This is a genomic window from Dielma fastidiosa, assembly GCF_003475485.1.
Lineage (GTDB): Bacteria > Bacillota_I > Bacilli_A > Erysipelotrichales > Erysipelotrichaceae > Dielma > Dielma fastidiosa.
The window spans coordinates 412,430-425,879 of sequence record NZ_QRQL01000002.1 but is presented as its reverse complement, the minus strand read 5'-3'; the positions used below and the strand labels follow the sequence as shown (position 1 = coordinate 425,879).

The following is a 13,450-nucleotide window of genomic DNA, read 5'->3' as shown; positions in this document are numbered from 1 at the left end:
ATTATGAAAAAGAAAAATTCATTCATCGCAGCAGGGATTCTCATCTTTTGTCTGGTAATTGGCTGTATCGTTTTTCAAAGCCGCAGTAATATAGAAAAAGAAGAAAAAAAGACACTTCGCATCGGCGTCACTTTATATCGCGGGGATGATTCCTTTATTAACAATCTCTGCCGAAAGATGGAGGAACAGGTAAAAGCCTACGAAAAGGATACTGGCATCCGGATCGTTCTTGATATCGTGAACGGGAAAGGCAGTCAAAATACCCAAAACAGCCAGGTGGATCGTTTTGTATCATTAGGTGTTGATGTGATCTGTGTCAATATGGTTGACCGTTCAGCCGCATCTTATATTATTAATCGGGCAATGGAAGGCGATATACCTGTTGTATTCTTCAATCGAGAACCGGTGGAAGAGGACATGAACCGCTGGGAGAAGCTTTATTATGTCGGTGAGGACGCGAAGGAATCAGCTGTTTTGCAGGGAAATATTTTAGTAGATGCCTATAATGAAGATCCAAGCTCACTCGATTTAAACAATGACGGCAAGGTCAGCTATGTACTTCTTGAGGGCGAGACGAATCATCAGGATTCTCTGATCAGAACTGAATGGTCTATTCAGACATTAAAAGACGGCGGTGTGCCGCTGGAGAAAATTACCGGCGGCATCGGAAATTGGGAAAAAAGTCAAGGCTCTGCATGGATGGAGAAATGGCTGGATGAATACCCTAACGAAATCGAGCTGGTTATCAGCAACAATGATGATATGGCACTGGGGGCAGCCGATGCATTGGAGCGTAAAAAAATTACCGCGCCGATTAAAATTGTGGGCATTGATGGTACCCCTCAAGGTATTGAGGGTTTGGAATCAGGCAAATTATTTGGAACAGTGCAATGTGACAGCGATGAGTATGCGAGTGTGATTTTTAAAATCGCATCAGCTGCCGGCTTGGGACATGATGTGCAGAAAGAAATTGAATTAAAGGACGGAAAGTATTATAACTGCTCCCAAATTGCCCTGACCACACAGATTAAATAAGTAACTATAATTAATGATGAAAAATGAAGTTTTCCTGGGAAATAATCGGTATTTTTAAGCTGTTTAGCTCCATTATTTATGGATAAAAGAATAAAAATGTATGCGCTATCAAAGAAATTTTATAGTGCAGTGAATAATATCGCATGGTAATCCTCCCTTGATAAAGTTATAATTTGGATAAATCAAGGGAGGATTTATTATGAAATTACTCAAAAAAGCATTAGCAGTAAGTATGGCTTCTGCAATGGTATTTGCTGTTGCAGGCTGCGGCAGCAACGACAAACCGACAGATAACCCGTCGGATCCTGGTACTGCGGAAGTTGCCAACAAGGATAAACCGTTAGTTTGGTTTAACCGTCAGCCATCAAGCAGCGCCACTGGCGAACTTGATATGAACGCACTGAATTTCAACAAAGACACATATTATGTTGGTTTCGATGCGAACCAAGGTGCTGAACTGCAAGGTACAATGGTTATGGATTACATTGAAAAGAACATCGATACGATTGACCGCAATGGTGACGGTATCATCGGTTATGTTCTGGCTATCGGCGATATCGGACATAATGACTCAATCGCACGTACCAGAGGTGTTCGTAAAGCATTAGGTACAGCCGTAGATAAAGACGGTAATGTTAACAGTGATCCAATCGGTACAAATACTGAAGGAACAACAGCCATCGTTCAAGATGGAACACTTGAAATCAATGGTAAGACTTATATCGTTCGTGAACTTGCTTCACAGGAAATGAAGAACTCTGCAGGTGCAACATGGGATGCTGCAACCGCAGGTAACGCTATCGGTACTTGGGCTTCTTCATTTGGTGATCAAATTGATATCGTAGTTTCTAATAATGATGGTATGGGTATGTCAATGTTTAACGCATGGTCAAAAGATAATAAAGTAGCTACTTTTGGTTATGATGCTAATAGTGATGCTGTTGCGGCTATCGCTGAAGGCTATGGCGGAACAATCAGCCAGCATGCTGACGTACAGGCATATTTAACACTGCGTGTTCTTCGTAATGCACTTGATGGTGTAGACATCGATACAGGTATCGGTACTGCTGATGATGCAGGTAACGTACTGAGTGCTGATGTTTTCAAATACAATGCTGATGAACGTTCTTATTATGCATTAAATGTTGCTGTTACAGCAGACAACTATAAGGATTTCATGGATTCTACAATGGTTTACGCTCCAGTATCTAATCAGCTTGATGAAGCAGCTCATCCTACAAAGAATGTATGGCTGAACATCTATAACTCTGCAGATAATTTCTTAGGTTCTACTTATCAGCCATTATTACAAAAATATGACAAGCTTCTGAATCTAAAAGTTGAATATATCGGCGGCGATGGTCAGACAGAATCTAATATTACAAACCGTCTTGGTAACCCTAGCCAATTTGATGCCTTTGCTATTAACATGGTTAAGACCGATAATGCGGCTTCTTATACAAGTTTATTAAATCAATAATATTTATTAATTAAAGGCGATTAGGGAGAAGAAATTCTCCCTAAGAACCTATTTATGGCAATGCAGCATTTTTAAACAGAGGAGTAAGAACAATGACAGATAAGAAAGATGATATCGTCTTATCAATACGCGGTATGAGCAAGTCATTTGGCCGAAACAGAGTTCTGGATCATATCAATCTGGATGTGAAACGCGGAACCGTTATGGGACTTATGGGTGAGAATGGCGCCGGTAAGTCAACCATGATGAAGTGCCTGTTTGGTACCTATCAGAAAGATGAGGGCAATATCTATTTAAAGGGCAAGGAAGTGAGCTTTTCCGGTCCTAAGGATGCCCTTGAAAATGGTATCGCGATGGTGCATCAGGAACTGAATCAATGCCTGGAAAGAAATGTAATTGATAATCTTTTTCTGGGCCGTTATCCGGTCAATTCCTTGGGTGTGGTTGATGAAGGCAGAATGAAAAAAGAAGCTTCTGAGCTATTCAGAAAGCTGGGAATGACTGTAAATCTTACGCAGCCGATGCGGAATATGTCGGTTTCCCAGCGGCAGATGTGTGAAATCGCTAAGGCAATTTCCTATAATTCACAGGTAATTGTTCTGGATGAGCCTACATCGTCATTGACGGTGCAGGAGGTGAACAAGCTCTTCGAGATGATGAGAAAGCTAAAAGAACAGGGGATTGCCCTTATTTATATTTCTCATAAGATGGATGAGATTTTTGAGATATGTGATGAAATATCGGTACTTCGTGACGGTAAATTGGTTGCGACAAAGAGTACCAAGGATGCTAATATGAACGATTTAATATCCGCAATGGTTGGCCGTTCATTGGATAACCGTTTCCCGCCGGTAGACAATACGCCGGGTGAAAACATCTTATCCATTCAGCATCTGTCTACTAAATTTGAACCGCATTTACAAGATATATCCTTTGATGTGAAAGAAGGGGAAATCTTTGGTTTATATGGTCTGGTAGGCGCTGGCCGTACTGAGCTTTTAGAAACTATTTTTGGTGTTCGTACAAGAGCGGCAGGCCGTGTTTATTACAAGAATCAGCTGATGAATTTCAGCAGTGCAAAAGAGGCCATGGAGAATGGTTTCGCAATGATTACCGAAGAGCGAAAGGCGAATGGTATTTTCCTGAAGGGTGATTTGACTTTTAATACGACAATTGCCAATCTAAACCAGTATAAGTCAGGTGTAGCTCTTTCTGAATCTAAAATGATTAAAGCTACTTCTAATGAAATCAAGATCATGCATACCAAATGCATGGGGCCTGACGATAAGATTTCCAGCCTATCCGGAGGAAATCAGCAAAAGGTTATATTTGGCAAATGGCTGGAACGCGCACCGAAGATTTTTATGATGGATGAACCTACACGCGGAATTGATGTTGGTGCGAAATATGAAATCTATGAATTAATTATCAATATGGCGAAACAGGGCAAGACAATTATCGTTGTTTCATCGGAAATGCCGGAGATTCTCGGTATAACAAACCGTATTGGTGTCATGTCGAATGGGCGGTTGTCTGGTATCGTGAATACTAAAGAGACAAACCAGGAAGAACTTTTAAGACTCAGTGCGAAATATCTATAACAGGGAGATGAATTAATATGGCGAAAGGAAACGATAAGATCCTAACGGCTGAACAGGAACAGCAACTGCGGCAGCCCATTGAGGATTATGTAGGCAAAATACAAGAAAAGATTGATGATCTCAGAGCCGACGGCACCAATCGTGTAGTTGCTCTTCAAAATAATATTGATACTTTAAAACGGGATCGCAGTATACAAAAGGAAGAGAAAGAAAATAGAATCAAGGAATATAATGAACAGCTGGCAAAAGCAAAAACCGTTGAAGCAAACAACAAGGATGAGGTTTCAAAATTGATTAACGATGCGATTGCATATTTGAAAGCGCACTTTGATTCAGATTATTATCAGCTATTAAAAGAAAGCTGCGAACAGGAAAAAATACAGGCTAAGGAAGCATATAATAAGAAAATTGCGGAATTAGAAAAAGAACATAAAGATACTTTGGCAAAAATTTCTGATCATCAGGAAATCAAGGATGAAAAATATGTTCATAAGAACCGGATGTTTGATGCCAAAATGGAGTTAGATAAAGAGCTTCAGCAAATTAAAGACAGAAGGCATGCCGCCTTTGTATGGCAGTATCACCTGATTGACTTGCTGCGTTTATCTAAATTCACCTTTATGGAATCAAGAATGCAGAAATGGGAGAATTATAAATACTCATTTAATAAACGGACATTCTTGCTGAATAATGGCTTATATATTGCGATTATCTTAATTTTTATTGGTCTGTGTATTGCTACCCCAATCATCAAGGGTGTGCCGCTGCTGACCTTTAACAATGTTTTAAATATTTTACAGCAGGCTTCACCGAGAATGTTCTTAGCGCTTGGTGTTGCGGGTTTAATCTTGCTGACCGGTACCGACCTTTCAATCGGACGTATGGTTGGTATGGGTATGACGACGGCAACCATTATCATGCATCAGGGAATCAATACCGGTGCGGTATTTGGTCATGTGTTTGATTTTACAGGTATGCCGATTGGTGCGCGAATGATTTTTGCACTGGTAATGTGTGTTCTGTTATGTACATTTTTTACTGCCATTGCAGGCTTCTTTACCGCAAGATTTAAGATGCATCCATTTATTTCTACAATGGCTAATATGCTGGTTATCTTTGGTTTGGTTACTTATGCGACAAAGGGTGTATCATTTGGTGCTATCGATCCATCAATTCCAAAGATGATCATTCCAAGAATCGGCGGCTTCCCAACGATTATTTTATGGGCAGTTGTAGCCATCGCAATTGTATGGTTTATTTGGAACAAGACAACTTTTGGTAAGAATTTATATGCAGTCGGCGGCAATCCGGAAGCAGCAGCAGTTTCTGGTATCTCAGTATTCTGGGTAACCATGGGTGCATTTATTCTGGCTGGTATTCTTTATGGCTTTGGTTCATGGCTTGAATGTGCAAGAATGATCGGTTCTGGTTCTGCGGCATATGGCCAAGGCTGGGAGATGGATGCTATTGCGGCCTGCGTAGTAGGCGGCGTATCCTTTACTGGCGGTATTGGTAAGATTTCAGGTGTAGTAGTCGGCGTACTTATTTTCACCGTATTAATCTACTCACTGACAATTCTTGGTATCGATACAAATCTTCAATTCGTATTTGAAGGTATTATCATTATCACAGCAGTAACTTTGGACTGTCTGAAATACGTTCAGAAAAAATAATAACTATAAGAAGGCAATGCTTAGTAATAGTTATAAAAAATCAAAGTTCAGGTTTAGATAACATGTGGTTCAGGGCATTTAAAAAGATGGTAAAAATATCTTTTAGAGGCCTTGAACCACTTTTTTTATGTTTGTTCTTATTTATTTATAATGCTGTTTATCATTTCAAATCATAACCAAGCGTTCAGTTTTTGTGTTTGCATTATACAAAATTAAGACTTAAAAAAGCTTGCCATAAAATGCTTAAAGTGCTTCATTAAAATGCTTGTAAAGCCTATTAAATCAGGCTTTTCTTCAGTTTAACAATTGTCTTGCGCAAACACAAATCTTGAACTCTAAAAGGATTGAAAGCGTTTCGATTATGCTTTAAAATCACAAGTGTAAAGGGAAGAGATGAAATAAATCATCCGCCTGTGTAAGCTTACAGAATCACAAGGAGGTGATCCACATGCTTAAAGATTTAACGAGTGAGAAATTGATTCGGCTGCAGATTGAAGCTGATAACTGGGAAGATGCAGTAAGAAAGGCCGCTGAGCCGCTGGAAGATGAAGGCAAGATTAAAGCTAGCTATATTGATGCAATTATCGATTCAGTAAAAACCGCGGGTCCATACATTGTTATCACACCTCATGTAGCGCTGCCGCATGCCCGGCCGGAAACCGGAGCCTTGGAAAGTGCTATTGGTATCGCGACTTTAAAAGCGCCGGTTGCCTTTGGCAATGCTGACAATGATCCAGTGAAGTATCTGTTTTGTCTAAGTGCTAAAGACAACAACTCACATCTTGGCGCATTGGCTGATTTAGCTGAACTACTTGAAAACAAAGAATTTTTTGAATTATTGGATAAAACAAATGATCCAAAAGAAGTCATTGATTATTTAAACCATTAGGTAGAAAAGGAGGTACACATATGTACAAAGCATTAGTTTGCTGCCGTGCCGGCATGGGTTCGAGCATGCTGCTGAAGATTAAGGTTGATCAGGTTATAAAAGAAAATAACATGGAAATCGTTACTGAACATGGAAATCTTGATTCATTAATTGGTTTTAATGGGGATCTGGTTATCACCATGGAGGATCTGATGATGGAATTAAAAGATAAGGTTCCATTTGCTGTCGGTATCCGCAACATTGTTGATAAAGATGAAATCAAAGCAAAATTAAATGAATTCTTAGATACTAAAAAATAGTTGTAAAACTTAAGGGAGGAAAAAGAATATGTTAGATGCATTATTAGGACAAGTCAGGAATACATCGCTGATCGTTGGTTTAATCGCTCTTATCGGTCTGCTGCTGCAAAAGAAGTCAGCAACTGAAGTAATCTCAGGAACTGCAAAAACGATTATGGGCTTTATGATCTTCAACATTGGATCAAGCGCTATCTCAACGATCGTTGCTAACTTTACTACATTATTCAATACAGGGTTTGGAATTGACGGTGTTACAACTCAGGTAGAGGTTGCTACCGGTATGGCATTAAATACTTATGGTACTGAGGTAGCTCTTGTACTGTTAGTAGGTTTCGTTGCTAACTTGGTAATTGCTAAGTTTACACCATTTAAAGCAATCTTCTTAACTGGTCAGCATTTCTTATATTTCGCATGTGTACTTGCATTAGTATTTATCGCTGTGGGTCTGCCAATGCCAGTTACAATTATCGGCGGCGGTATCGTTCTAGGTTTCTGCGGTGCTGCACTGCCAACGCTCTGTCAGCCGTTTATGAATAAGATAACCGGTTCAGATAATCTGGCAATGGGTCACTTCAACTGTATTGGTTATGCTTTCTCTGGTTATGTTGGTAAATTATTTGCTGGTTCAAAAGAAAAATCTGATTCAAGCAATGTTAACATGCCTAAATTCTTTGAATTATTCCGTGACTTTATCTTCTCAATTGCATGCTTCATGGTTGTATTATTCTATATTGCTGTATTTGCATGCGTTGCAACAGGCAACATGGAAACAGTATTGTCAATGTCAGGCAATGACTTATGGTTTGTATATCCGCTGCTGCAAGGTCTGCAATTTGCTGCTGGTATGAGCGTATTGATCTATGGTGTTCGTCAGTTCATCGCTGAAATCACAGCTGCATTCGTTGCTATCTCTGAAAAATATATCCCTAATTCTAAACCAGCTGTTGACTGTCCTGCTATTTTCCCATTCGCACCTACTGCAGTTGTTATCGGTTTCGTCGGTGCATTCTTAGGCGGTCTGTTCGGTATGGCAATGATGGTTCTGTTTAAGAGTCCGGTAATTATGATTCCAGCTGCTGGTATCTGCTTCTTCTCAGGCGGTACTTGCGGTGTATTCGGTAATGCTTATGGTGGATGGAAGGGCGCTCTTGCCGGTTCATTCTTAGTTGGTATTGGTTTAGTTGCTTTACCTCTGGTTCTTTATCCGGTATTTGAAACACTTGGTATCGCTGGTGCTTCATTCCCGAACATCGACTACAATATTGTCGGAACACTCTTGTACAAGGTATTAAGCATTTTCCACTAATTAGATTTATAGTTGTACAGGAACAAGGAGTGAAAATTCCTTGTTCTTGCTTTTTAAGGAGAGCGTATGATCAAAAGTAAAATGAAACAGCAGCCATTATTTGGTACCCTGATAAAAATTGTAGATGATCCGGCGATGTTGATTATGGCAAAGGATGCGGGTATGGATTTTGTCTTTTATGATTGTGAGCATGGGATGATTCCTTATGATCGGCTGCATGATCTGATGCTGATGGGCAATGGCATTAAGATGCCTTCAATCGTAAGGGCTGCACAGCTTGCGCGCAGTGATGTATCAAGAGTGCTTGACTGCGGAGCTGCGGGTGTGATGGTGCCGATGATTGAAACAAGTGAACAAGCCAGACAGCTAGTGCAGTGGAGCAAGTATCCGCCGCTTGGCAGCCGCAGCTATTCAGGCGGTGCAAATACATTCTACAAACCATCAGGCAACCATCAGGAAAATATGCGTGAACTGAATCAGTCAACGATTACGATTGCGCAGATCGAGACCGTTAAGGGTGTTGATAATGTCGATGAAATCGCTCAGGTAGAAGGCATTGACGCTTTGATTGTCGGGCCTGCTGATTTGGGAATATCAATGGGCAATCCTGATAATATGATGCATCCTGATGAGCTGGCTTTGATTCGTAAGGTTGCGAATGCTTGTAAAAGAGCAGATAAGGGCTTTGGAATTATTGGGCCGCTGCCTTTGATTGCCGAATTTAAGAATGATATTGATCTGCTTATCTCAGCCATTGATGTAAATATTCTGCGTGATGGTTTAAAACAATACGTTAAAGGCTATCAGGATATTATTAAATAAAGGAGGATCTATGGAAACAAAGAAAGTAATCAAAGAATTCCTTGATATTGAATTCTCTGAAATACAAAATTATATCAATCATATTGATTATTCTGCCATTGAAAAGGCAAAGGATTTGATTCTGGCTGCGGAAGCTAAGAATAATCGCCTGCATGTGACAGGCATCGGCAAACCAGGACATGTAGCTGGCTATGCGGCTTCACTGCTTTCATCTACCGGTACGCCAACCTATGAACTGCATGGGACAGAAGCTGTTCACGGCAGTGCCGGCCAGGTACTCAGCGGTGATGTGGTAATTGCTATTTCCAACAGCGGAGAAACATCAGAATTAAAGGCAACCGTTGAGACATTGAAAAAGAATGGTGCTAAAATCATCGCGGTTACGGGCAATCCGGATTCATGGCTGGCAAAGAGCGCGGAGGTTGCACTGATTGCCGGTGTTAAACATGAGGGAGATCCATTAAATAAGCCGCCGCGGGCATCTATTTTGGCAGAGATTGTCATGTTACAAAGTTTAAGTGTTTTACTCCAGGAAACCCGTGGTTTAACACCGCAGGAATATGTCAGATGGCATCCAGGCGGTGCGCTTGGTCAGTCGATCAGAGAAGGAAAGTAGGAAAGAACTATGGAAATAAAAGGTATTATTACCGCAATGGTAACTCCTTTTGATGAAAATCAGAAGATTAATGAGACAGCAGCCCGTCAATTGGTTGATAAGCTGATCAGTCAGGGTGTACATGGCTTGTTTATTTTAGGCACAAATGGAGAATTTCATGTGCTGAGCGATGATGAAAAAGTAGAATTCGCTAAAATTGTAATCGATCAGGCAGCCCATCGTGTACCGGTTTATGTCGGTGCCGGCGCATGCGGAACTCAGGAAACAATTAAATTGGCACAGCGGATGGAAGCTGCCGGTGCTGATGCGTTATCCGTGATTTCCCCTTATTTTATCGCTCCTACTCAGCAGGAACTGGCTGACCATTACCGTAAGGTTGCGGAAGCTGTAAATATTCCAATTATCATGTATAACATTCCGAAGAATACCGGTATTAATATTGAACCGGAAACCGTCAAATCATTGATTGGCGTTAAGAATATTGCCGGCATTAAAGACAGCAGCGGCAACATGGAAAATATGCAGGGTTATATTGACGCGGGTAAAGGCAGTGATTTCGTAGTCTTAGTTGGTTCTGATTCAAAGATTCTGCCGGCTTTGAAAATCGGTGCCGCAGGAGCTATTGCCGGTACAAGCAATGTTATTGCGGAATTAGATGTGTCAATTTATGAAAATTACTTAAAGGGCAATTTGGAAGCTGCCGAGCAGGCACAGAAGGATATTGATGTTCTGCGTGGTGTTTTAAAGCTAGGAACCGTGCCGTCAGTGATGAAAAGAGCAGTGACTTTATTAGGCATTAATGTGGGGGATGCGCGTTATCCAGTAAGCAAGCTGCCGGCTGAGGCTGATGAACAAATTAAAGCAGCACTTGCTTATTATAAATTGTAAGAGGGGAATGGGTTATGTTTAAAACAGATATCATAACAAGAATTGAGAAAACCGGCGCAATGGCTATCGTTCGTACAGAAACCATTGAGCGCGGCATTGAAATTGCGCAAGGCTGTTTAAACGGCGGCGTAGATGTTTTGGAAATCAGCTATACATTACCTAATGCCGGTGAAGTAATTGAAGCGATTAATAAAAAATTTAATGATCAGCTGGTAGTGGGTGCCGGTACGGTACTCGATGCAGAAACGGCACGTTTAGCAATTCTTAAGGGTGCTAAATTTATCATTGCTCCTAATTTCAGCAAAGAAGTTGCCAGATTATGCAATCGATATCAAATTCCTTATGCACCTGGCTGTACCACAATTACCGAAATGGTTGAAGCGATGGAAGTTGGTGCTTCCTTTATCAAAGCTTTCCCAATCTCTAATTTCTATGGCCCAGAGCTTGTATCGGTACTAAAAACCCCAATCCCGGTTATGCCGATCCTTGCATCAGGCGGCATCACTTTGGATAACTTATCTGATTGGATAAAAAAAGGTACTGAATGCTGCGGCTTCGGCGGTTTGCTGACTAAAGGGACATCTGAGGAAATTACGGAAAATGCGAAAAAGATCCGTGCGATTATTGATGAAACTCGTTCAGCAATGAAATAATTGAGTAATCATAAAGAAAACTGTCATGTTGATATTTACATGGCAGTTTTTTTGTTTAGTGTATATGTTTCAATGTATAAGCATGGCTCTACGCAGCGTAGGTTGTTCCTTAATATGAATAATGGTATTCTAAGCTAGTAAAGTGAGGGTATATGAAATGAATACTTATATAACAGGCTCTGTAATTAAAATGTTAAGAGAAAAGCAATGCATGACGCAGCTTCAGCTGGCAGAAAAGCTGAACGTGAGTGATAAAACTATTTCCAAATGGGAAACAGGAAAGGGATTACCTGATATCTCATTAATTGAACCATTAGCCGCAATTTTAAAAGTTTCACTTCCGGAATTATTATCCGGTGAGCAAATTATAAATACGAATCGCTCGGCTAATATTATGAAATCAAATCTTTATGTTTGCCCGATATGCGGAAATATTTTACATGCCACTGGCTCGGCAATGATTTCCTGCTGCGGTGTCACACTGCCCTCTTTAGAGAATGAGCAGGTTGATGATGAACACCAAATAAGCTGTGAAAAAATAGAAAATGAATATTTTGTCTCACTTCATCATCCTATGACCAAAAATCATTATATTTCTTTTATGGCATATTGTACCGGTGAACGATTTGAATTGGTAAAACTGTATCCTGAAAGTTCTATTGAAGTACGGTTTTTCTGCCGTGGACATGGCTTATTGTATTGGTATTGCAACCATCATGGCTTATTCATGAAGAAAATTTAGGGGGATAAGTAATTGTATTTAATGGAAGTCCGGCAGGTGTAAATAGCACCGCTAATCTTATTGCCGAAGCATTTTTAAAGGGTGCTATGTCAGCCGGAGCGGAAATAGAAAATATCTTTTTGACAGACTGTCGCATCATTCAATGTCATCAAGTTTACGCAGATATTATAAATGAGCTGAATACTCCGCTCATGTCCACACAAGATTATGCAACTTACATTCAAAAGGCTTAAAGATATTAAATACCTGTTACGATCAAGAATCATGACAGGTATTTCAGTTTATTATTAACAACTCTTGTTACACAATACTATTTTGCTGAGGGAATTAAAGATTAACTGCTTGTGGAAAATGCATAATATTCTTTTCAGAACACAAACCTAAATGACGTTATGGAAGCATTATGTTATTATGTACTTAAAGAAAAATTGAATTTTTAGCAGGAGGAAATATTAAATGAATACTGAAATTCTTGGTAAGAAAGATGGTTATATAATACGATTGGCCAAAATTCAAGATGCAACTAATTATTATGAACAAAATTTTTGCCCTTTAGATAAAGAAGTTGCGCGATTGACCGGTAGTAAAGAAGTATACACAAAAGAAGAAGTTGAAACCTTTTTCTTAAGATCGCTTGAAGATGATGATAGATATTTCTTTTTGATTATAGCACCTAACGGCAGAATAATTGGTGAAAGTATTATTAATGAAATTGATTGGAATTTACGCAGCGCTAATTTTCGTATAGGTCTTTATCAATTGACAGAGAGAGGTAAAGGAATTGGAACTTGGGCAACAGAAGCAACGCGTGATTTTGCATTCGAAAAATTAAGGTTACATCGATTAGAGTTGGATGTATATTCATTTAACCCAAGAGCTGAAAAAGTATATTTAAAAGCAGGATTTAAGAGAGAGGGTGTTTTAAGAGATGCTATTATGGATGGCAATGAATATGCAGATGATATTTTGATGTCAATTTTAGAAGATGAATGGAAAGCATTAAAGAAATAAATAGTAAGTATAATTAAATAAACTGAAATCCTACAAACCTATAGAGTGAAGCTATGGCAAGTGATGATGAAGTTCCATTTAACAATGTTTGACTAGATAAATTAGAAGGTAAAAATAATTCATAAATTTATAGATTTTGGAAAATAATAAGGAGGAGTATAATGCTGACAATAGAAGAATTCAGGCTATTACCGGATGATGAAAAAGCAGAGAGATATAAAGAGTTAAGTGATCATGATCGCTTTATATGGCGGATATCAAGTCCTTTATCAGTTAAGGCTGTAACTAATAAGGAATTATCTAAAGAGCAGAGAGAAAGTGTTAGAGAATCACGATTAAAACTGCTGAAGGAAGGCAAAATTACGCAGCAGCAGTTTGATGAGTTAGAAAAAGATTAAAATCTTCATAATTTTTGAAAATATAATTAAGTGTGTA

The 13,450-nt window shown here is 39.5% G+C and carries 14 protein-coding genes; all 14 read left to right on the top strand.

What is annotated here, in order from left to right:
* Nucleotides 1-3 precede the first annotated feature (3 nt).
* The 14 genes from DWZ33_RS06825 to DWZ33_RS06755 all read left to right on the top strand — a co-directional run bounded on the left by DWZ33_RS06825 (nt 4) and on the right by DWZ33_RS06755 (nt 13,413).
* A complete protein-coding gene (locus DWZ33_RS06825) occupies nt 4-1,035 on the top strand; it encodes a galactose ABC transporter substrate-binding protein (RefSeq protein WP_022937331.1) in 1,032 nt (343 codons plus the stop codon).
* Nucleotides 1,036-1,234: 199 nt separating this feature from the next.
* Nucleotides 1,235-2,515, top strand: a complete 1,281-nt coding sequence (locus tag DWZ33_RS06820) for a substrate-binding domain-containing protein (RefSeq protein WP_118454275.1) — start codon at nt 1,235-1,237, stop codon at nt 2,513-2,515.
* Between the two features lie 92 nt (nt 2,516-2,607).
* On the top strand, nt 2,608-4,116 hold the full coding sequence (locus DWZ33_RS06815) for a sugar ABC transporter ATP-binding protein (protein ID WP_022937329.1): 1,509 nt from the start codon (nt 2,608-2,610) through the stop codon (nt 4,114-4,116).
* Nucleotides 4,117-4,133: 17 nt separating this feature from the next.
* On the top strand, nt 4,134-5,789 hold the full coding sequence (locus tag DWZ33_RS06810; RefSeq protein ID WP_118454274.1) for an ABC transporter permease subunit: 1,656 nt from the start codon (nt 4,134-4,136) through the stop codon (nt 5,787-5,789).
* Between the two features lie 448 nt (nt 5,790-6,237).
* Complete coding sequence (locus DWZ33_RS06805) at nt 6,238-6,678, top strand: PTS sugar transporter subunit IIA (RefSeq protein ID WP_022937327.1); 441 nt, start codon at nt 6,238-6,240, stop codon at nt 6,676-6,678.
* A gap of 20 nt (nt 6,679-6,698) precedes the next feature.
* On the top strand, nt 6,699-6,977 hold the full coding sequence (locus DWZ33_RS06800) for a PTS sugar transporter subunit IIB (protein ID WP_022937326.1): 279 nt from the start codon (nt 6,699-6,701) through the stop codon (nt 6,975-6,977).
* Between the two features lie 28 nt (nt 6,978-7,005).
* A complete protein-coding gene (locus DWZ33_RS06795) occupies nt 7,006-8,283 on the top strand; it encodes a PTS ascorbate transporter subunit IIC (RefSeq protein ID WP_118454273.1) in 1,278 nt (425 codons plus the stop codon).
* Nucleotides 8,284-8,349: 66 nt separating this feature from the next.
* Entirely contained in the window at nt 8,350-9,105 is a 756-nt protein-coding gene (locus DWZ33_RS06790) for an HpcH/HpaI aldolase family protein (protein ID WP_118454272.1), read from the top strand.
* A gap of 10 nt (nt 9,106-9,115) precedes the next feature.
* Entirely contained in the window at nt 9,116-9,721 is a 606-nt protein-coding gene (locus tag DWZ33_RS06785; protein ID WP_022937323.1) for a KpsF/GutQ family sugar-phosphate isomerase, read from the top strand.
* A gap of 9 nt (nt 9,722-9,730) precedes the next feature.
* Nucleotides 9,731-10,609 (top strand): 4-hydroxy-tetrahydrodipicolinate synthase, encoded by an 879-nt coding sequence (dapA, locus tag DWZ33_RS06780; RefSeq protein WP_118454271.1) that lies wholly within the window; start codon nt 9,731-9,733, stop codon nt 10,607-10,609.
* A 14-nt stretch (nt 10,610-10,623) separates the two neighbouring features.
* Complete coding sequence (locus DWZ33_RS06775; RefSeq protein WP_118454270.1) at nt 10,624-11,262, top strand: beta/alpha barrel domain-containing protein; 639 nt, start codon at nt 10,624-10,626, stop codon at nt 11,260-11,262.
* Nucleotides 11,263-11,419: 157 nt separating this feature from the next.
* Nucleotides 11,420-12,004 (top strand): helix-turn-helix domain-containing protein, encoded by a 585-nt coding sequence (locus DWZ33_RS06770; protein WP_118454269.1) that lies wholly within the window; start codon nt 11,420-11,422, stop codon nt 12,002-12,004.
* A gap of 456 nt (nt 12,005-12,460) precedes the next feature.
* Nucleotides 12,461-13,015 carry a GNAT family N-acetyltransferase gene (locus DWZ33_RS06760; protein WP_022937319.1) on the top strand — a complete coding sequence of 185 codons (555 nt, stop codon included), beginning with the start codon at nt 12,461-12,463 and terminating at the stop codon, nt 13,013-13,015.
* A gap of 161 nt (nt 13,016-13,176) precedes the next feature.
* Nucleotides 13,177-13,413, top strand: coding sequence for a hypothetical protein (locus DWZ33_RS06755; RefSeq protein ID WP_118454268.1), 237 nt, complete (start codon nt 13,177-13,179; stop codon nt 13,411-13,413).
* Nucleotides 13,414-13,450: the final 37 nt, after the last annotated feature.